Origin of the sequence: Maritalea myrionectae DSM 19524 (assembly GCF_000423365.1) — a bacterium.
GTDB classification, from domain to species: Bacteria; Pseudomonadota; Alphaproteobacteria; order Rhizobiales; family Devosiaceae; genus Maritalea; species Maritalea myrionectae.
In genome coordinates this window covers 193,648-214,749 of sequence record NZ_AUHV01000004.1, presented here as the reverse complement: position 1 = coordinate 214,749, position 21,102 = coordinate 193,648, and the positions used below count along the sequence as shown (strand labels likewise).

Annotated in this window: 19 protein-coding genes; 7 read left to right on the top strand and 12 right to left on the bottom strand. The window is 51.6% G+C overall.

Features of this window, described 5'->3' with window-relative positions:
* Positions 1–171 precede the first annotated feature (171 nt).
* The 5 genes from G549_RS0112355 (at position 172) to lexA (ending at position 5,090) form a co-directional block, all read left to right on the top strand.
* Entirely contained in the window at positions 172–1,065 is an 894-nt protein-coding gene (locus tag G549_RS0112355; RefSeq protein WP_051213748.1) for a metal ABC transporter substrate-binding protein, read from the top strand.
* A complete protein-coding gene (locus G549_RS0112350) occupies positions 1,062–1,955 on the top strand; it encodes a manganese/iron ABC transporter ATP-binding protein (RefSeq protein WP_027835289.1) in 894 nt (297 codons plus the stop codon). Before G549_RS0112355 ends, G549_RS0112350 begins: the two co-directional genes overlap by 4 nt.
* Complete coding sequence (locus G549_RS0112345; protein ID WP_027835288.1) at positions 1,948–2,802, top strand: metal ABC transporter permease; 855 nt, start codon at positions 1,948–1,950, stop codon at positions 2,800–2,802. Before G549_RS0112350 ends, G549_RS0112345 begins: the two co-directional genes overlap by 8 nt.
* A complete protein-coding gene (locus tag G549_RS0112340) occupies positions 2,799–3,644 on the top strand; it encodes a metal ABC transporter permease (RefSeq protein WP_027835287.1) in 846 nt (281 codons plus the stop codon). Before G549_RS0112345 ends, G549_RS0112340 begins: the two co-directional genes overlap by 4 nt.
* A gap of 732 nt (positions 3,645–4,376) precedes the next feature.
* Positions 4,377–5,090 carry a transcriptional repressor LexA gene (lexA, locus tag G549_RS0112330; RefSeq protein ID WP_027835286.1) on the top strand — a complete coding sequence of 238 codons (714 nt, stop codon included), beginning with the start codon at positions 4,377–4,379 and terminating at the stop codon, positions 5,088–5,090.
* A 27-nt stretch (positions 5,091–5,117) separates the two neighbouring features.
* On the opposite strand, the gene G549_RS0112325 is transcribed toward lexA, so the two are convergent.
* A complete protein-coding gene (locus tag G549_RS0112325) occupies positions 5,118–7,262 on the bottom strand; it encodes a ComEC/Rec2 family competence protein (RefSeq protein ID WP_027835285.1) in 2,145 nt (714 codons plus the stop codon).
* Positions 7,263–7,344: 82 nt separating this feature from the next.
* Between G549_RS0112325 and gltX the strand changes: the two genes are divergently transcribed.
* Both gltX and gltA read left to right on the top strand, forming a co-directional pair.
* Positions 7,345–8,763 (top strand): glutamate--tRNA ligase, encoded by a 1,419-nt coding sequence (gltX, locus tag G549_RS0112320; RefSeq protein ID WP_027835284.1) that lies wholly within the window; start codon positions 7,345–7,347, stop codon positions 8,761–8,763.
* A gap of 152 nt (positions 8,764–8,915) precedes the next feature.
* A complete protein-coding gene (gene gltA, locus G549_RS0112315) occupies positions 8,916–10,205 on the top strand; it encodes a citrate synthase (RefSeq protein ID WP_027835283.1) in 1,290 nt (429 codons plus the stop codon).
* Positions 10,206–10,211: 6 nt separating this feature from the next.
* On the opposite strand, the gene G549_RS20170 is transcribed toward gltA, so the two are convergent.
* The 11 genes from G549_RS20170 to pyrH all read right to left on the bottom strand — a co-directional run bounded on the left by G549_RS20170 (position 10,212) and on the right by pyrH (position 21,061).
* Complete coding sequence (locus G549_RS20170; RefSeq protein WP_051213746.1) at positions 10,212–11,312, bottom strand: lipid-A-disaccharide synthase; 1,101 nt, start codon at positions 11,310–11,312, stop codon at positions 10,212–10,214.
* Entirely contained in the window at positions 11,312–12,103 is a 792-nt protein-coding gene (lpxI, locus tag G549_RS21440) for a UDP-2,3-diacylglucosamine diphosphatase LpxI domain-containing protein (protein ID WP_051213745.1), read from the bottom strand. Before lpxI ends, G549_RS20170 begins: the two co-directional genes overlap by 1 nt.
* Positions 12,100–12,906, bottom strand: a complete 807-nt coding sequence (gene lpxA, locus G549_RS0112300; RefSeq protein ID WP_027835282.1) for an acyl-ACP--UDP-N-acetylglucosamine O-acyltransferase — start codon at positions 12,904–12,906, stop codon at positions 12,100–12,102. Before lpxA ends, lpxI begins: the two co-directional genes overlap by 4 nt.
* Positions 12,907–12,909: 3 nt before the next feature.
* Entirely contained in the window at positions 12,910–13,368 is a 459-nt protein-coding gene (gene fabZ / locus G549_RS0112295; protein ID WP_027835281.1) for a 3-hydroxyacyl-ACP dehydratase FabZ, read from the bottom strand.
* 22 nt (positions 13,369–13,390) lie between these two features.
* The gene (gene lpxD / locus G549_RS20160; RefSeq protein ID WP_051213743.1) at positions 13,391–14,413 is read right to left on the bottom strand and encodes a UDP-3-O-(3-hydroxymyristoyl)glucosamine N-acyltransferase; all 1,023 of its coding nucleotides are present in this window, start codon (positions 14,411–14,413) and stop codon (positions 13,391–13,393) included.
* A 74-nt stretch (positions 14,414–14,487) separates the two neighbouring features.
* Positions 14,488–16,812 (bottom strand): outer membrane protein assembly factor BamA, encoded by a 2,325-nt coding sequence (bamA, locus tag G549_RS0112285; RefSeq protein WP_027835280.1) that lies wholly within the window; start codon positions 16,810–16,812, stop codon positions 14,488–14,490.
* 220 nt (positions 16,813–17,032) lie between these two features.
* Entirely contained in the window at positions 17,033–18,133 is a 1,101-nt protein-coding gene (gene rseP / locus G549_RS0112280; RefSeq protein ID WP_027835279.1) for an RIP metalloprotease RseP, read from the bottom strand.
* 23 nt (positions 18,134–18,156) lie between these two features.
* Complete coding sequence (locus G549_RS20155; RefSeq protein ID WP_169449648.1) at positions 18,157–18,948, bottom strand: phosphatidate cytidylyltransferase; 792 nt, start codon at positions 18,946–18,948, stop codon at positions 18,157–18,159.
* Positions 18,949–19,004: 56 nt separating this feature from the next.
* Complete coding sequence (gene uppS / locus G549_RS0112270) at positions 19,005–19,754, bottom strand: undecaprenyl pyrophosphate synthase (RefSeq protein ID WP_027835278.1); 750 nt, start codon at positions 19,752–19,754, stop codon at positions 19,005–19,007.
* An 11-nt stretch (positions 19,755–19,765) separates the two neighbouring features.
* The gene (frr, locus tag G549_RS0112265; RefSeq protein ID WP_027835277.1) at positions 19,766–20,323 is read right to left on the bottom strand and encodes a ribosome recycling factor; all 558 of its coding nucleotides are present in this window, start codon (positions 20,321–20,323) and stop codon (positions 19,766–19,768) included.
* Between the two features lie 24 nt (positions 20,324–20,347).
* Positions 20,348–21,061: a UMP kinase gene (pyrH, locus tag G549_RS0112260; RefSeq protein ID WP_027835276.1), complete on the bottom strand. Its 714-nt coding sequence runs from the start codon at positions 21,059–21,061 to the stop codon at positions 20,348–20,350.
* Positions 21,062–21,102: the final 41 nt, after the last annotated feature.

Here is a 21,102-nt window from a genome sequence, read left to right as displayed (position 1 = left end):
CTTTCCGGGCTTTTCAACCGCAAGCTGTGTTCACCTTCTTGAAACAGACAATACACATGCAAAAAATCGCAAATAAACAAATTTGCAAATCATTCGCAACACTGTTGCGAACGCTTCTCAATTGCATTATAGCTTGTATAAATCGAATCCAATATATTCAGAGAGTTGCAAATGCGAACCTTGCTAAAACTGTTGCCTGCCCTCGCCCTATCGACAACGCTCACAACGGTCGCCGCGAATGCAGATGATAAATTCAAAGCTGTAACCACCTTCACCGTCATCGCAGATATGGCCGAAAATGTTGCTGGTGATCACGCCGAAGTGGTGTCCATCACCAAGCCCGGTGCGGAAATCCATAACTACCAACCAACACCAAAAGACATCATCAAAGCGCAAGACGCCGATTTGGTGATCTGGAATGGCCTCAACCTCGAATTGTGGTTTGAACAATTCTTTGAGAATTTGAGTGATGTGCCAAGCGTCGTTGTCACTGATGGAATAGAGCCTATGGGGATTGCGTCAGGTCCATATTCAGGCAAACCCAACCCCCATGCCTGGATGTCGCCGTCCGACGCCATGATCTATGTCGACAATATTGCCAAGGCATTTGCTGAGCACGATCCGGACAATGCCGCGCAATATCTCGAAAACGCTGAAAACTACAAGGCAGAGATTAAAGCTGTGGTCGCTCCAATCCGCGAAAAGCTCAAAAGCATCCCGGATGAAGAGCGCTGGTTGGTCACCTCTGAAGGTGCATTCAGCTATCTGGCGCGCGATTTTGATTTGAAGGAACTGTTCTTGTGGCCCATCAACGCCGACCAACAAGGCACCCCACAACAGGTGCGTGAGGTGATCGATCAAGTCCGCGCCAACAATATCCGCGCTGTCTTTTCGGAAAGCACAGTCTCCGACGCGCCAGCCAAGCAAGTTGTGCGCGAAACCGACGCGCAATATGGCGGCGTTCTTTATGTGGATTCGTTAACTGATGACAGCGGTGCCGTGCCCACCTATATTGATCTCTTAAAAGTCACCACCAGCACAATTGCTGAGGGCCTTACCCAATGAATGATATGCGCGCTTTGGCCAACGGTGGCATAAACGTCAAAAATGTCACCGTTACCTATCGCAATGGCCACACGGCCCTAACCGACGCCAGTTTTGAAATCCCACAAGGCACCATCACCGCCCTTGTGGGAGTCAATGGCTCTGGCAAATCCACATTGTTCAAAGCGATCATGGGATTTGTGCCAATTGCCGAAGGCTCGGTCAAATTACTTGGTAAAAGCGTGCAAGAAGCCTTGCGCGAAAACCTCGTTGCCTATGTGCCGCAAAGTGAGGAAGTGGACTGGGATTTCCCCGTCCTCGTCGAAGATGTGGTCATGATGGGCCGCTACGGCAAAATGGGCTTTTTCCGCATTCCCAGCAAACGGGATAAGGAAATGGTTGATGTGGCGCTTGATCGGGTCAATATGGCCCAATATCGCAAACGTCAGATTGGCGAACTATCTGGCGGCCAGAAAAAACGGGTCTTTTTGGCGCGCGCATTGGCGCAAGAGGGCGAAGTGATCCTGCTGGACGAGCCTTTCACTGGCGTCGATGTAAAAACAGAAGACACCATCATTAAACTGATGCGCGACTTGCGGGCCGAAGGCAAAGTGATGCTGGTGTCCACCCACAATCTAGGCTCGGTGCCTGAATTCTGCGATCGAACGGTGCTGATCAAAGGCACGGTCCTTGATTATGGCCCAACGGACGAAATCTTCACCCAATCCAATCTGGAAAAAACCTTTGGCGGTGTGTTGCGTCACTTTGTGTTGGGCGGTTCCGATCTGCACGATGATGAGGATACGCGCCAGTTTGCCGTCATCACCGATGATGAACGGCCTTTGGTCCTTTATGGCGAAGAGGACAAGATGCAAACCCAAACCAAAAACACGGATAAATCAGATGATTGATCTGTTGCTCGAGCCTTTTTCCTACGGATATATGCGCAACGCCATCTGGGTCACAGGCTTGGTCGGCGCGGTCTGCGCATTTCTCAGCGCCTATCTTATGCTCAAGGGCTGGTCGCTGATTGGCGATGCCCTGTCTCACTCCATCGTGCCGGGGGTAGCTGGCGCCTATATGTTGGGCCTGCCATTTTCGGTTGGCGCATTCTTTTCCGGCGGTTTGGCGGCTGCAGCCATGTTGTTTCTCAATCAGCGCACCAAATTGCGCGAAGATGCAATCATCGGCTTGATCTTCACGTCCTTTTTCGGCTTAGGTCTGTTTATGGTGTCGTTGTCGCCAACCTCGGTCAATATCCAAACCATTGTCCTGGGCAATGTGTTGGCCATTACACCGGCCGACACGCTGCAACTGGCCATTATTTCCGGAGTCACTTTGTTGGTGATGGGCACCAAGTGGAAAGACTTTATGGTCGTGTTTTTCGATGAAGACCACGCCCGTTCAATCGGCTTAAAACCTAACCTTCTCAAAATCGTGTTTTTCACGCTTTTGAGCGCCGCCACCGTTGCCGCGTTGCAAACAGTGGGTGCGTTTTTGGTGATCGCGATGGTCGTGACTCCAGGGGCAACTGCCTATTTGTTGACCGACAAATTCCCCACCTTAATCTGGCTGAGCATCGCCATTGGCGCCCTCACCTCAATCATCGGCGCCTATAGCAGTTATTTCTTGGATGGAGCCACAGGCGGCATCATCGTCGTGCTGCAAACCTCCTGTTTCCTTACCGCCTTCGTCTTCGCCCCGAAACATGGCCTGCGCGCGCAACGCGCCCGCCGCAACGCCGAGGTGAGCTCATGATGGAATGGTTTGACACGAGCATGATGGCTTTCCAATTTCCGTTTATGCAGCGCGCCTTTGTCATCTCGATCTTGGTGGCGATTCCCGCAGCGTTGCTATCCTGCTTCTTGGTGCTCAAGGGCTGGTCATTGATGGGTGACGCCATTTCCCATGGCGTCCTGCCGGGCATTGTTTTGGCCTATATTTTGGCCATTCCATTGGCCATCGGCGCCTTTGTGGCGGGTATGATTTGTGCGCTTGGCACAGGTTATCTCAAGGAAAACAGCCGCATAAAAGAAGATACCGTTATGGGTGTCGTATTCTCCGGCATGTTTGCCTTGGGCCTGGTGCTATACACAAAAATAGAAACGGATGTGCATCTCGACCACATCCTGTTCGGCAACATGTTGGGCACCAGCAATGCTGACCTGATGGAAACCGGCATCATTGCGCTGACCTTGACCATCTTGGTGATCGCACGTTGGCGTGATCTAAAGCTCTATGTGTTTGATCCGCAGCACGCGGCTGCGATCGGCCTGCCTGTGCGCTGGTTGCATTATGGCTTGTTGGCTGCCATCTCGCTGATTGTTGTCGCCGCGCTAAAAGCTGTCGGCATTATTCTGGCCATCGCAATTCTGATTGCGCCAGGCGCAATCGCCTATCTGCTCACCCGCAAGCTCGGCCCGATGCTGATCATCGCCACTTTGGTTGCCATATTCAGCGCTTTCTTCGGGGTCTTTTTAAGCTTCCAATTGGATAGCGCACCTGCGCCCACCATCGTGCTGGTCATGACGGCCCTGTTCATCTTGGCCTTTTTCTTCTCCCCATCAGCCCAACGGGCGCGCCAGATCACCAACGAATAAGGGGGCCGAAGCCCCCTTTACGATTACAGCCCGATATCTTTTCGGATATGCGCGCTCAAATCTTCAACATTGCACCGGCGAACCCTTTTTGCGTCCGCACGGCTGACGACTTGACGCCGGTTGAAGATTTGGCGCCAAGCCAATCCTAATCGCTCGAAAAAGTTGAGTGTTAAAGCGTGTTGTTTTTTCATGTTTCCTGACAAACGCGCAGCCGCGTTCGTTCCCCAAAATTGGAGTTAAAAGATGCGCGAAAGCGTGCGGAAACCCGCGCGAAAACGCACGATTAAAGATGAGTCCTCGGACGCAAAAAAGCGCCTAAGAAGGGTTGGTGTTGATCGAATGACAGCGAGGACGCAGTCTGAACGTCCTCAAAGGACGTCGGTTACTTGGAAACCGGCGTATTTAGCGCCGGGGTGCTGATTAGCGTATGATTATGGCTCATAATATCCCCTTTGCAGTTGCGGCACCGGGATGGCGCCTCAGTTAGAAGTTACAGCATCGCTCATACGCCGATGCTTTCAAAATGGCAATAGAGGGTGCGACACTTTGTACATCAAATCCACCGCCGTTGCATTATTGCAACATTAGGCACCATCGCGCTGGATTACGGCCCCAAGAATAAGGTCATGTAATCATGAAGAAAATCAGTGTGAAAACCAAGGGGCTTGCAGAACATACAAAGAACGGTTATTGTTGTTCAACATTTGTTCCGATTCTAAAAAAGGAAGTCCAATGCTGACCCGCAAGCAACATGAGCTGTTGATGTTTATCCATGAACGGATGAAAGAAAGCGGCGTGCCTCCCTCTTTCGACGAGATGAAAGATGCGTTGGATTTGAAATCTAAATCGGGCATCCATCGATTGATTACCGCCCTGGAAGAGCGCGGATTTATCCGCAGATTGCCCAATCGTGCCCGCGCGATGGAAGTGGTGCGGTTGCCGGACAGCATGAACCCCTCTCTTGGCGGCAAAAAGTCTAAGTTTGAACCAAGCGTCATTGAAGGCACGCTTGGCAAATCGCCTGAGCCGCGTCCCGCACAACCTGTGCATGAGGATTCACAAGCACCTGTGCATGTGCCCGTTATGGGGCGGATTGCTGCTGGTGTGCCTATTGAGGCCATTCAAACCCAATCACACACGATCGCTGTTCCGCCTGAAATGCTTGCTGGTGGCGAGCATTACGCGCTGGAAGTGCGCGGCGACTCGATGATTGACGCAGGCATTTTCGATGGCGACACCGTTTTGATCAAAAAGCAGCAAACCGCCACCAATGGCGAGATTGTTGTCGCATTGGTGGATGGTGAAGAAGCGACCCTCAAGCGGCTACGCAAAAAAGGCAATTCGGTTGCCTTGGAAGCGGCAAACGAAGCCTATGAAACGCGGATCTTTGGACCAGATCAGGTAGCGGTGCAAGGTCGCCTAGTGGGGCTGTTCCGCAAATATTAAGCTAGGTCGCTGGACCAGGCGTTGGTGCTAATGTTTCACCCGCCATGGACGATGGGCATCTGTCACACTGTGTTTGATGTGAATGTGACCATCATCACCAAAATATAGCGCCGCATTCCCAAGGCGGCGCACATCCCAATTGCGCACCAGATGGCTGCCTGTGCTGCACTCTTGATATAAATAGTCTTGCTCGATGATCAAATCGACCAACCCGCAATCCTCGATAACAGCAGCCTTTTGTCGGGCAAACAAAACAGTTTGTCCTTCTGGCATATGAACGACGCACCCCTGCTCATCGCAATTTCCGGCTAACTCTTGTTGCGCGAGATCAGCACCCAACCATTCCGCCCATACCCGCGTCGTGAAATTATTGCCAATCCGATCAATTTGCGCCCACTGCCCCATATCTGTTTTCACAAATGCCGAGCGCGTTTGTCCCGAAACCAAAATATCAGGCGTCGCCGCCGTGCCGAATAGGCTAATCACCATGCCGGCCACAAAGGGTGGCACAAAACGCCAAGCCGATTTGGCAATCAAAAACATCATCAATGCAACGCCACAAAGCGGCAGCACCCACCCCGCCAAAGGCGCAACATAGGTCCAATCGCCCCCAAGATTGGTGAAAAACCGTGCGATGATGATGACATAATCGATCCCCAATCCCGCCAATGCCAACACAGGCAACTCCAACCCGAATGGCATGAGAACGCAGGCAAAAATCAGCGCGGGCAAGATGAAAAACCCCACCAAAGGCACGGCAACTAGATTGGCAAACAAACCAAAGGGCGCAAACTGGCTGAAATGCACCGCCGCAATTGGCGCGGTCGCAATACCAGCCACCAAGCTCGTAAGGCTGAGTCCGCCCAGAAACTGGGCCCATTTGGGCCATTTGCGCGAATGAGCTTGTCCTTTACTCCATTCGTAGACCCCCACCAACGCCCCTACGGCCGCAAATGAGAGCTGAAAGCCCGGCTTAAATACCTCATTTGGATAGAGCAAAATCATCGCAATGCACACAAGTGCCACATTGCGCAGTGTGATGGCACGTCGTCCCGTAAGCACCGCCACAAACGCCACGATCAACATGATGGTCGCGCGTTGTGTCGCAATATTCGCGCCGGAAATTCCAAGATAGAACGTTGCGGCGCCCATGGCCGCAATGGCGGCAATTGATTTTGCGGGCATTTGCGGCGGGAACAGCGGCAAGGCGAGTACGAACCTTATGCCAAGAAACGCGCCCCCCGCCACCAGGCTTAGATGCAAGCCAGAAATGGCCAGCAGATGCGCCAGCCCACTCACGGCGATTTCGTCACGCAGTTCAGGCTCAATGGCAGATTGATCGCCAATAATAAGCGCCCGCGCAATCGCCGCATCTTGAGGCTTCATGCCGGAACTGAACCGTTGCGCAACCCCTTGCCTCACATCGAAAATGAAGTTCTGAACCAGCGACCACGCCGTTTGCTGACCATCGGACAAAACAACAGGATCCAACGTACTGCCATAAGCCCCAATGCCATCAAAAAAGCTGTGAAATTGAGGATCATATCCCCCCGGATAAACCGGTTTTGGCACAGGAATAAATCGGGCTCTGACCTCCAATTGATCGCCGATTGCAGGTTGGCGGGCAGGTTCAAAGTGCTTTTGCGCAATTGTTAGGCGAACAAACCGGACATCATCCAAGGCGCCGGGACGTATTGAGCCCAAATCAACCACCGCGCGCAAATTGCCGTCTGGTCGCAATTCGACCTGCCGAATTTCCCCATTGATCACACCTGCGCTGGGATAGGCCAACAGCGGCGTGCCACGCATCACAGCACTGGCTGCGATAAAAGTAATGCCAAAGGCGACTGCCCCGGCCAGAAAGAGACAATTGCGAAGAACAATATTGCGCCGCGTCAGCACCGCCCCGCCAAAAAGCACAAGGCATAATAGTCCATAAAGCCAATATGGCGGCTCAACGGAAAGCTGAGTGTAGATGCAAATGCCGAGGATCAAGGCAAAAGGCAGCAACACAATGCGGCGGCGTGCAAAATCGACGCCATCAACAAGGGGTCGGGAAACCGTGTGGTTATCCGAAGAAAATCTTGGTTGTTTACCCTGCCGCCAGAACAGTTTGTCTATGGCGGCGTTGCGGGTTGAATATGGCTCAAAATCAATATCTTTAAGTGACACGCAACATCCCGATCTTGCGCAATTCTTCACCTATGGTACACAGGCAAGCAATTTTCTCCAACTATTCCAAAATGAGTGCTTCATGAGCAAACAAATCATCACCCGCTTTGCCCCCTCTCCCACAGGCTTTTTGCACATTGGCAATGCCCGCACGGCCTTGTTCAACTGGGCGCTGGCCAAGTCCTTGGGCGGCCAAATGCTGTTGCGCATTGAAGATACGGATAAGGAACGCTCTACTGAGCCGGCCATCCGCGCCATCATTGATGGTTTGGATTGGATGGGCCTTGATTATGATGGCGAACCCATCATGCAATCGGAAAATATTGGCCGTCACAAGGAAGTCGCCCAACAATTGCTGGACGCTGGCCACGCCTACAAATGCTATTGCACTGCGGATGAGCTGAACGAAATGCGTGAAAAAGCCCGCGCGGAAGGTCGCAACGCTTTTTATGATCGCCGTTGGCGCAACAAAACAGACGCAGACGCGCCGGCAGGTCAACCTTATGTGGTGCGCATTAAAGCGCCACTTGAAGGCGAGATCGTCATCGACGACAAAGTGCAAGGTAAAGTGACGTTTAAAGCCGAAAACCTGGATGATTTCATTATCTTGCGGTCAGATGGTTCGCCAATCTATCAATTGGCCGTTGTGGTTGATGATCACGATATGGGCGTGACCCACATTTTGCGTGGTGACGACCACCTGACAAATGCGGCGCGTCAGACCGTCATTTACAATGCCATGGGCTGGGACGTTCCGGTAATGGCACACACGCCGCTGATCCACGGCCCAGACGGCGCAAAACTGTCAAAACGCCATGGCGCACTCGGCGTCGGTGAATATCGCAAAATGGGCTACTTGCCTGAGACCATCCGCAACTATTTTGCCCGCCTCGGCTGGTCACATGGCGATGAAGAAATCTTTAGCTCTGAACAGTTCATCGAATGGTTCTCATTTGAAGGATTGAACAAGGCCGGTTCTCGCATGGATTTTGCCAAGCTGGAAAACCTCAATGCTCACTACATCAAAGAGGCTGATGACAAACGCTTGTTTGATCTGATGGTTGGCCTGACGGACGAATTGAGCTTTGAGGTACAAAAGGCTGGGCTGCTTGCCCATGAGGAAACAGTGTTGCGGGCGCTGCCTTTGCTTAAACCTCGTGCCAAAACAATTCTTGATCTGATTACCGGTGCTGAGTTCATTTTTGCCCAACGTCCGCTACAGTTCGAAGAAAAAGCCCTTAAGGCACTTGATGACGATTCAGTAGAAATGCTGCGTGCGCTTCAGCCGGAATTGGCTGCAATTGAAAATTGGGATCACGACACAATTAACGACGTGATGCGCGGATTCGCAGACGCAAAAGAGCTGAAATTTGGCAAGGTCGCGCAACCATTGCGTGCGGCGCTTACCGCAAAAGCGGCATCGCCTGGCTGCTTTGATGTGCTCGAATTGTTCGGAAAAGATGAGAGCTTGTCGCGCCTTAAGGAGACAACTGGCGTATAAATACCTAGCCTTCTGAAAGTTTCAGGGTTGGCAACTTGCGTATTGGGACCAAATCCTTTACCCCAAAGCCAACCCTATTCTGGGTCGACGAGTTTAGCGTTAGTGGGGACGTAGGACTTTAGTCATTTTCTGAATCTTGAAGGAGGCCAATCATGACCGATCGGATTGCTAAATTAGAAATTGATGGCGAAAGCTATGAGTTCCCCGTCTTGTCTGGATCTGTAGGACCAGACGTTATCGACATCCGCACATTGTATGCCAAAACTGGCCATTTCACCTTTGACCCAGGCTACACATCCACAGGCTCAACCGAGTCAGCCATCACCTACATCGATGGCAATCAGGGCACATTGCTTTATCGCGGTTACCCCATCGAACAATTGGCCGAAAAGTCGAGCTTCTTGGAAGTCTCCTATCTTCTGCTCAATGGCGAATTGCCAAGCAAAGCCGAATTCGCAGAATTTGAAGAAAAGATCACGCGCCACACCATGCTGCATGAGCAAATGGTCAAATTCTTCGAAGGTTTCCGTCGCGACGCGCACCCAATGGCCATCATTTGTGGCGCTGTTGGCGCTATGTCAGCGTTCTATCATGACTCAACTGACATTACGGACCCAAAGCAACGTGTGATCGCCTCACACCGCTTGATCGCCAAAATGCCAACAATTGCGGCTTGGGCATATAAATATTCTGTGGGCCAACCCTTCATCTATCCGCGCAACGATCTCGGCTTTGCCGCAAACTTCTTGCGCATGTGTTTCGCTGTGCCAGCTGAAGAATATGTTGTGTCCCCAACCATGGCCCGCGCCATGGACCGGATCTTCACCTTGCATGCCGATCACGAGCAGAACGCGTCAACTTCAACAGTTCGCTTGGCTGGTTCATCACATGCCAACCCATTTGCATGTATCGCATCTGGCGTGGCTTCTCTTTGGGGCCCGGCACACGGTGGCGCCAACGAAGCTTGCCTCAACATGTTGCGCGAAATCGGCTCTGTTGATCGCATTCCTGAATTTATTGCACGCGCGAAAGACAAGAACGACCCGTTCCGTCTGATGGGCTTTGGTCACCGCGTTTACAAAAACTTTGACCCACGCGCCAAAGTGATGCAGCAAACAGCGCATGAAGTGTTGTCCGAGCTCGGTGTTGAAAACAACCCAACCTTGCAAGTCGCACAAGAGCTTGAGCGCATCGCCCTTGAAGACGATTACTTCATTGAGAAAAAGCTATACCCGAACGTCGATTTTTATTCAGGCATCATTTTGGATGCAATCGGCTTCCCAACCTCCATGTTCACAGCCATCTTCGCCATGGCGCGGACTGTAGGCTGGATTTCTCAGTGGAAAGAAATGATCGACGATCCAAAACAAAAAATTGGCCGTCCACGTCAGCTCTATACTGGCGCGACGACACGGGATTACACCGACATTTCAGACCGTTAGGCCGGTTTAAATATAGGATAATATCCGTTCAACAGGATCTTGACGGGGCGCCTCTGGCGCCCCTTTTTGCATCAGATGCCGGATTTCTTCAAATCCCGCTTGCTGCGCTTTTCGCGCCTTTTCATTTTCCGCCAACTCATGCGCCGCAGAAGAAAGATCGTCCACGCGTGGCGAGGTGCCCACGATTTCTGGCACCAACTGTCGGCCCAACAATATGTTTGGTAACCCAACCAATGGCCGGCCGGCTTGCTCATAATGCGCACCGAGCTTCTTATCGGCCACATAGAACAAAACATGCGGCACGTCAGCAAAGGCAAGCTCAAGTGTCACCGTGCCACTCACAGCAAGCGCCATTCTGGCCTGTGCAAGTGCACTCTCAAAAGCGTCGCGCCCGGATTCAATTTGAATATCAGAGCCAGCCAACTGTCGCTGCAACCCATCCCTCAAATGCTCAACGGTCACCAAGTCCGTATGCGAAAATCCTTCTAATCCATCCCGCACCGTATGCAATGCGCCAAGATTACGTTTGACTTCGCCCCGACGCGAGCCGGGTAAGAGCAGCAGGGTGTGCCTTTCACCACCAGCCGTTTCGATGTGGGGCGGCGCTAAATGTTCGGCACTATGCCCCACATAAGTGCATTTGGGACCATCCAGCTCCTTAAAAACCTTTGGTTCAAAAGGTAAAACCGACAGGATTTCATTATAGAGCGGCTTAATCTTTGCGGCACGCTCTGGTCGCCACGCCCAAACCGATGGCGCGACATAGAGCAAAATGGGCAGGTCAGGCAGTCGTTTGCGCACCCCAGCGGCTACCCGATGGGAAAACTCTTGCGAGTCCACCAAAAGCAGCACATCTGGTTTGGCCCGTACAATTGCATCAATTGTCTGCTTTAAACGCCACAGCAAGAGCGGCAAACGCATATAAACGTCGCGCCACCCCATCACCGCCAGATCTGACATCGGGAAAAGGGGTTGCAGCCCCTCTCGCGCAAGTGCCGGGCCGCCAACACCTACCAGATCAACCTGTGTCTGATGAGACAAACCTGCCACCAGATTTGCCGCCAACTTGTCGCCCGAGCTTTCGCCTGCCACAACAAATAGCCGCATCACACCCCACCTAAAATGGTTACACGATGCTGGTCGCAAAGGGCACCCAATGCGTCCTGGTCCAAAAGAAGTGTTTGACCTGCTTCCACAAGGATAACGGATATGCCCGCCTTCGCTGCACGTTCAATCGAGTTGCTGCCAATCGTTGGCAGGTCGCCCACACCGCTTTGCTGCGGTTTTTTGGCCTTTACAAGCCACAAATCCTTTGGAAGATCGGATGTCCGCCGCAGGTCTGCAACGCGATCCATCAGACCATCGGTGCCGCCAATATCTTCCCCTGCAACCGGCTGTTGCCCAGCAAAAACAACCGCCTGCCCAATGTCCGTTTCGCCAAATCGACGCGTGACGTTGAGAAGTTGCGCAATGTGGGTCGGCACAGTCTCGCGTACAGGACCATACAAATGTCCCTCACCCGCCAGCAAATCTTGAGCAAATTGATGCACGCCAATTGGCTGTGCACCTACGGCCTTCGCGACCCGTCCAAAGACCTGTTCCACGCCAATGTCGCTGGTGGCATCAGCCTCAGTCAAACCCATGGCATCTGCCATCCGGTGCCGACGCGCGGGCGACAGCTCAACGCGCCCGGCCACGCAAATATGGGTGGGCCCAAATTCTTTGGTTTCTGATATTGCGCGGGGGAGATCGTCAAGATCAAACTTTGGCAGCTCAGGCCAATGCACGGGAGACAAGGCCATCCCAATCACACCATCCGCACCAAAGTGTTTTTGCGCCGCCTGATAGGCGGCACGCGCCAACGCGCCCTCGCCCAAAAGCAGCGCAAGTTTGGTCATGAGCCTAGGTCGACGCCGTTTTTCGGCATACAGATTGCCCGTTCGGATGGTTTGCGCACAAACGCCACCACATCCTCAACCAACTGATGGTTTTCAAACAATTCTGCCGCGTCTTCCACGCGCTCACGCAACGTGCCTTCATTCGAAAAAATCATACGATAGGCCGCGCGAAGCGTGTGAATTTCTTCTCGGTCAAAGTTCCGGCGTTTAAGGCCAACCAGATTAAGACCCCCGAGATAAGCCCGATTGCCCAAAACGGATCCATAAGGGATCACATCATTTTCAACCATACTCATGGCCCCGACAAAGGCATGCGCACCAATCCGCACAAACTGATGCACACCGCTCAGCCCGCCAACAATCGCATGATCGTCCACCAAGCAATGACCAGCCAATGTTGATTGATTGACCATGATTACATGGTCGCCCAAATGGCAATCATGGGCAACGTGCGCGCCGGCCATCAACAACACATGATCGCCAATGCGCGTTTCCAACCCGCCGCCAGATGTGCCAGGGTTGATCGTTACATGTTCGCGAATGGTGCAATAGTCACCAATAGTCAGGCAGCTTTCTTCGCCAGAATATTTTAGATCTTGTGGTCGATGCCCCACCGAAGCGAAAGGGAAAATCTCCGCATTACGGCCGATAACAGTCCGTCCCTGCACAACCACGTGTGAATGCAGCACAGACTCTGCACCAATCTTGATCGGACCATCCAAAACACAAAACGGACCAATCACTACATTTTCGCCAAGTTCAACCTCGGGCGATACTACAGCTGTCGAGTGGATTTCGTTCATGCTCTATTCGTCACGCACAATCATTGCGCCAACCTCTGCTTCGGCCACCACGACGCCATTCACCATGGCTTTCGCATAATAGCGACCGACAGTCCGCCGACGATGAGACTTTTTGATGTGATATTCCAAAACATCGCCTGGTCCGGCGGGTTTGCGGAATTTCGCTTTATCAATCGTCAACATGAATACAGAGTATTTCTGGCCAGATTTCTGCTCTTCGGCGATAACGATGGCGCCCGCGGTTTGGGCCATACCTTCAATAATCAGCACGCCGGGAAACACAGGCGAGCCAGGAAAGTGCCCTTGAAACATGGGTTCGTTGAACGTGATGTTTTTTACACCAATCGCTGAATCATCCCCGTCAATCTCGATAATTTTGTCGACCATCAAAAACGGATAACGATGCGGCAAGCACTCCAAGACACGATTAATATCCAATGATGACAATTCTTTTTCAGACATTCCCGACCTCAAACTCCACGCGTCAATCGCGCCCCATTTTTTTTAACTTAGCCTGCATGCGTCGCCATTGCTTGACTTCAACCGCAGGATTACCCGCCAAAATAGTATCCGATTTTTGCGACTTGGACACAATCGAACAGGCCATAACCACGCATCTATCCCCCAGTTTTGCCTTATTGACAATAGAGGCGCGCCCACCAAACAGCACATTGTCACCGATTTCTGAAGATCCGGCAAACCCAGATTTCGCAGCAATCTGACAATTCCGTCCAATTTTTGTATTGTGACCAATTTGCACAAGATTGTCGATTTTGCTGTTTTCACCCACAATCGTGTCGTCCAATGTGCCGCGATCCACGCAGCTATTGGCACCAATTTCGACACCATTTTGTAAGATAACGCGCCCCAATTGAGGAATTTTTTGCGGCCCATCCGCGCGCGGCAAAAAGCCGAAACCTTCAACCCCAATGCGCGCGCCCGAATGGATCACGACATTGTCGCCAATGTGAGCACATTGTATGGAAACATTATCGCCAATCATCACATTGTGGCCAATCGTGACCCCACGACCAATGCTGCAATTGGGACCAATAACCGCATTGTCCCCGATTTCAACATCTGCACCAAAATAGACATTAGGTGCCAGGTGCACACCATTGCCCAGCGCTTTTGGTGATGTTTCCGCGCAATAACCCAATAGGCGCAGGCTGTCGCCGTAAAGCAAATCAAGAAGACCAGTAAAGGTCCGATAGGGATCGGAACAACGTAAATATAGAGCATCTGAAGCCTGGACGTCCGGCAGCTCAGCATCCTCTGCGACTAAAACCACGCCATGCACGCAGTCTGCAGCCACTTCCATATATTTGGAGTCGGCGATAAAACCTAACTCATTTTCGTGTAGGAAAGGCACGGTGCCAGCACCGGTAAGAACACGCTGCGCATCTTTTTTGTCGAGTTGAGCCCCGATTGCCCCTTCACCAATTGCCGAAAGCGCATCCGCTAAGCATACATTCTGCTTGATGGCATAAAAGCGCTGATCGACCATAAGTTAAGCCCCTTAAACAAAAAGGATCGCGGACAGTGGCCGCGATCCCCTAAATTTCATCTGACAATCTTCGACTAGAACAAGGTCGAAATCGTCAAAGCAAACACCTGCGTTTGGTCAGCAGTGTCTTTATCGATCACGTGGGCGAAGTCACCGCGTAGCGGACCGAATGGGCTATCCCAAATAACACTTGCACCGACTGAGGTACGTGTTTGAACACCAATGCCATCCACAATCAAAGCAGGGTCAATGCTGTTATGGCCAAGATATGCTGCATCGGCCCAAACAGCGCCTTTTAGGCCATAGCTTTCAGGAAGCACTGGAATTGGGAACTCAACCTCCGCAGAAACCGCCAGATACTCGGTAATACCCAAAGCGTTGTTTGCACCTTGTGGCCCAAGTCCACGTGAGGCAAAACCACGGATCAGGCTTGGACCTGCAACGAACGTTTCAGTTGGGTTCACATACCCACCGCCAAGCTCATTGATAATACCTGCCTGCCCTTTCAAGCTACCGATAACACCAGCATCAGGCAAAATTGGCATATAGTAGCTGCCTTTGACTTCTGACTTAAGCAGGTTGAAATCAACACCGACATATTGCTGGCTTACATTGATCGCGAAACCTTCGCTCGGTGAGCGTGCGTTATCCACATCAGTATAAGTCAAATTGTACCCGACAAAGGCTTTCGTCGCACTACCACCAAATCCGGTAATGTAGGCTGGCGCGTCAGCAGGGTTTCCATCTGTGCCATCTTGATAAGTGGTTTGATCCACCCCAACAAAGGCATTCGCCTGCAAATTATCAACAATAGGCGCGCCAACACGAAGCTGGAAGCCTGTGCTTTGAGTACCGTAGTTGTAGTATTTACCTTCATCCACCTGGCGTTGATACGCATCGACACCTGCAGAAATCTTCAAGCCCATGAAACGTGGCTCAGTGAAGGAGAAATCATATGTACGCGTACCCTGTGTCGCGCCAATCGAAATCCGAAGATCCTGACCACGACCCAAGAAGTTGCGTTCAGTAAGTGACAATTCGCCACCTACGCCGCCGTCAGGCGAATAGTTTGCGCCCAAAGCATAGTTACCAGTGGATTTCTCTTCGACCACAACGTTCACGATCACCTTGTCGGAAGCGCTGCCTTGATCCACAGACACATTCACCGTGGAGAAGAAGCCAAGCCCCATCAAAGCCTCACGGCCAGCCGCCAAGAATGTGCGGTTAAATGGATCGCCTTCAGCAAACTCAAACTCACGACGGATCACGAAATCACGCGTGCGGGTGTTGCCATAAACATTGATCCGCTCAACATAAAGACGCGCACCTTCGTCAACCAAATAGGTCACGTTGAAGGTTTTATTCTCAATGTTACGATCAATGCGCGGACGTACTTCAGCAAAGCTGTAACCCATATTGGCCGCATCTTTAGACATTTCAGCCGCGCTCTTTTGCAGCTTGCTCAATGAATAGCGACGACCTTCTTGCGTGCGCACGGCACCAGTAAGACTATCTGGGTTAAGGCCAGAAATGCTGGTTTCAATATTGATCTGACCGAATTCATAACGCTCGCCTTCATCAATGGTGAAATTAATGAAGTAAGCATTACGCTCAGCATCAAAATCTGCAACAGCAGATAGCACCTGCGCATCAGGGTAGCCGCGGTTGGCGTAGTAAAGACGGATCAACTCACGATCGACATTCAATTTGTCTTCGTCATAAACGTCATCACGGAACAAGAAGCTCAACAAGTGCGATTCACGTGTTTTGATCGCGGCGCGAAGCTGACCATCACCGATAGAATTATTGCCTGTGAAGCGGATCGCCGCAATGCCGGCCCGATCGCCCTCGTTAATAACAAAGGTTACTTTCACACGGGCACTGTCTTGTACATCAGAGCGCGCTGTCACAGTCGCATTATCAAAACCGGCCTGATCGTATGCCAATTCAATACTGCGAATGTCTTGCTCAAGCGCTGCTTCAGTGTAAACGCCACGTGAAGACAAGTTCACCATGTCTGAAAGCTGGGCATCAGAAAACTTCTGGTTACCCTCAAACAGCACACTGGAAATAATTGGGTTTTCAGACACAGCAACATTCAACGTGTTGCCGGACATATAAACCTTCACAGATGAGAACAGCCCGCTTTGGTAAAGCGAGTCGATCGACTCATCGATTAACTGGCTTGTTGCGCGTTGCCCCTGACGCACTGCCAAAAATGAAATAACGGTACTGTCGTCAACCCGTTGGTTGCCAGTCACCGAAATACGAGAAACTGTTTGGGCTTGTGCGGCTTGAACGCCCACAACCTCATTGAATGCACTTGGCATCAACGGTGCGCCAAATATCAAGAAAAGTCCCAGAATGAAACTCGGCAAAAGCTTTGCACGTACGATCATGTTTCTTGCAGCCTTTCTGCATTTGCGCAACAGACACGGCAAAACACCCGCCCCTCGCGACACTAACTCCATCATCCGTTTTACTATTTATTATCCCAAACGCAAGCCCAAATAACACTTTGAGTTACCAAAAGATTGTTGAAAGTGTCCATTTGCAACACTTTGTAATCATTTGATTCCAAATATGCTTTGGCGGATGCACCCGCGCTTGATGGGTCTCTTAAAAGATATCGTTGATCAGTGTAAAGACCATGAGAGACATTACCACGAATAACCCAAACCGAAACCCGATTTCCTGAATTTCACGACTCAGTGGGCGTCCCCGCACAACCTCAATGGCATAGTAAACAAGGTGCCCGCCATCTAACAATGGGATGGGAAACAGGTTGAATATGCCGATATTTAGGGACAATAAGGCGGTCAGGCTGATCAGTGAGAAGATGCCGATCGATGCGGCCTCACCGGAAATCTTGGCTATTTTAACCGGCCCACCGAGTTGCTCCACATCACCGCGGCCAACAAGCAACTCACCTAAAAATTTGAATGAGCGATCAATTATGAAGACAATCTCTTCAATGGTGATTCCGATCGCTTCAATCGGCCCAGGCCGCACAAAGCGCACTTCTTCTTGGGTCGCATCGCGTGATACACCCAAAAACCCGATTTCCGTGTTGTTTCCCAGCCGATCCTCTTGCATGCGTGATCCGGTTGTCACGCGCACTTCAATTTCGCGCCCATTCCGCTCAATCAAAAAAGGAATTTCACGATTCGGGCTGGTGGCAATGATCTTTTGGAAGTCGGAAAAACTGCGCACAGCATAACCATCAACCGCTAAAACCACATCATCAACCAGCAATTCAGACTGTGCGGCGGGTGATTCTGGTGAGATGCCATCAATGCGCGCTTCAATCGTGTAGCGCCCAAGCCCCAGCAACATGCAGTAAAGAATAACAAAGGTGAAAAGGATATTTGCCGCCGGCCCTGCCGCAACAATCGCGATGCGTTGCCACACATTCTTATAATAGAACAACCGCCCACGCTGCTCCGGCGGAATATCATCCAGTGCCTCGCCATCCGGCGCACTTGCCGCATTCATGTCACCCACGAACTTCACATAGCCGCCGAGTGGAATTGCGGAAATCTTCCAGCGTGTACCATGTTTGTCGTGCCAACCAATCAATTCAGGCCCAAACCCGATTGAGAAGCTTTCAATGGCCACATCATTCCAACGCGCAACCAAATAATGGCCCATCTCGTGCACAAAAACGATCACCACCAATACGATGAGAAACGGTACAAGAATGCCGATTAAACCTGTCATGAGTGCCTTTTTCTAAAACTGCACTACCAAATCAACACGCCCTGCGCGACCTGATCTGAAGCTGCATGAATGACGCCAATAAGGAAAAGCAATATGCCGCCAAATGTAAAACTGTCGATACGGTCCAAAATGCCGCCATGGCCAGGAATAATATCGCCACTGTCCTTGATTAGAAAGCGACGTTTAAGCGCACTTTCTACTAAGTCACCCAATTGAGCAACAACGCTCAACACCGCAGCAATGAGGATACCGATCCAAAAAGGACTGTCCGTCGCCATCAACCATACAATCAGCCCGCCAATCGTGCCAAAACAAAGCCCGCCAATAGCACCTGACCATGTTTTCGATGGAGATATCTCAGGGGAAAGCTTCACCCCGCCCAGCAAGCGCCCCACAAAGAACGCACCACTGTCGGTTAGCCAAATAACAACCGCCAGAAATACGGTTGCCCAAATGCCATTCACCGTGTCGCCGCGCAATGCCAGCACACAAATGGCGGATACGCCAAAAAAGATTGCGCCCGCCGCATAATAGGGCAGCCGCCACTGGCGCCAATCCACCGATAAAGCGGCAACGATGGCACCAGCAAAGAAAAACAATAAGCTCGCCGTGATTCCGGCAATCGGATAGATCACGGCCCCAACAGCCAGTAACCCCATGATCAAATAGGTGAAGCGGTTCATCTTGCCCTGCCCCACCATGCGCGACCATTCTTGATAGGCCAGCGCCACAGCAGCCGCCACCAAGACCGCCACAGCAATTTGTCCATAAATGATGGCGGCGGCAACAATTGGAATCAGCAAAAATGCGGACATGAGGCGCTGTCGCAAATCGCCCCAATTAGGGCCCGTTTTTTGGGGTGAGTGTTCGCTCATGCGCCCACGCCTCCAAAACGGCGTTTGCGCCCGGCAAACTCTTCCAACATGCGCACAAAAATTTCGCGATCAAATTCGGGCCAAAACTCGTCATAAAACACGAATTCAGCGTAGGCAGCCTGCCAGAGCAAAAAGTTCGAAATCCGCTCTTCGCCACTCGACCTGAAAATCAAATCAGGGTCTGGCATTCCTGCTGTATAAAGCTTTTCGGCAATGGCAGCCTCATCAATGTCAGCCGCGCTAATCTTACCCGCAGCGGCATCCTGCACCAAAGCCCGCACCGCATCCGTGATTTCTTGCCGCCCGCCATAATTGAACGCCACATTCAGCTGAAGGCCCGTGCAATGCGCTGTGCGGCTTTCCGCTTGGTCGATCATTTGTAAAATGGCTTTGGACAGCCCTTCACGGCGCCCAAGAATACGCACCCGCACATTGTGGGCAACAAACTTTGAAACATCTGAGGCCACAAAACGCTTCATCAGCCCCAAGATGGCATTGATCTCGTCTGCTGGCCGCGTCCAGTTTTCCGACGAAAAGCTAAATATGGTGAGATAATCAATCTCAAATTCAACTGCACAGGCCACGAGACGGCGCAACGCTTCAACACCAGCACGGTGCCCATCATTGCGGGGCTTGCCCTGTGAAGTTGCCCACCGACCATTGCCGTCCATAATCACACCGATGTGCTGCGGTAAAACCGCAAACTCGGATGCAATAGTTGGGGCGATGGCCGGTTCGTTGGACATTTACGTGCGATCTACACTTGCATGATGTCGGCTTCTTTCTTCGCCAACATGCTATCAACTTCTGACACTGTGTTGTCGGTCAGCTTTTGCACTTCGTCAGATTTCTGGTGCATTTCATCTTTGCTGATGTCGCCGTCTTTTTCCATCTTTTTCAGTGCATCCATGCCATCGCGACGGATGTGGCGGATGGCCACTTTCGCCTGCTCAGCATATTGATGCGCCACTTTCGAAAGCTCGCGACGGCGCTCTTCATTCAATTCAGGCAGCGCCACACGAATAACTGTGCCTTCGGCCATGGGGTTCAGACCCAATGAGGATTCGCGGATGGCTTTTTCGACCGCCTGGGTCATGCCCTTGTCCCAAACCTGCACGGACAACATGCGCGCTTCAGGCACAGAAACAGTCGCAACCTGGTTCATTGGCATCTTGGAACCATATGCGTCCACCATGATGGGATCCAAAAGGCTTGTTGTCGCCCGGCCCGTGCGCAAACTAGCAAACTCATCCTTGAGTGCAGCCAGCGACTTTTTCATACGCTGGTCTAAATTTGGCATAGAAAAATCTGTCATGTTCTAATCCTTCGATTTTGGCACTCATCCAACCCGCGTGGAAAAGGCCTTCCCCTCAATAATGGCTTGGACGCCGCCCGCGACATCCAAAGCATACACAAAAATTGGCAATTTGTTGTCACGCGCCAAAGCAAATGCAGCCATATCCATAACTTTTAAGTTACGCGAGATCACTTCATCATAAGAAATCTGGTCAAATCGCTTGGCGTCTGGATTTTTCGCAGGGTCAGCATCATATACCCCGTCAACCTTCGTCCCTTTGAAAAGGGCATCACATTGCAGCTCAACGGCCTTGAGAGCCGCAGCGGTATCCGTTGTGAAATAGGGATTGCCGGTGCCGCCGGAACAAATGGCGATCCCACCTTCTTCCAGCGTCTGACGTGCGTCACGCGCGGTAAAATGGTCAGCCACATCAGGCATAACAAGGTTTGAAAACACCCGTGCTTTGCCGCCTTGTCGGCGAATCGCGTCGCCCAATGCCAAGCAATTGATGACAGTGGCCAACATACCCATATGATCACCCACCACACGGTCAGCACCGCCAGCGGCAACAGACATGCCGCGGAAAATGTTTCCGCCACCGACCACGATGGCCACTTCAAATCCATTTTGGGTGAGATGGACGAGTTGCGCAGCAACTTCGTCTAGAAATTGGGATTCGATCCCAAATGAGCCGTCTCCGGCGAGCGCTTCGCCGGAGACTTTAATCAGAATGCGTTTAAGCGATTGAGAGGCCATTGCCGCCCTAACCTAGTCTAGAGTTGGGAACTTTAAAAAAA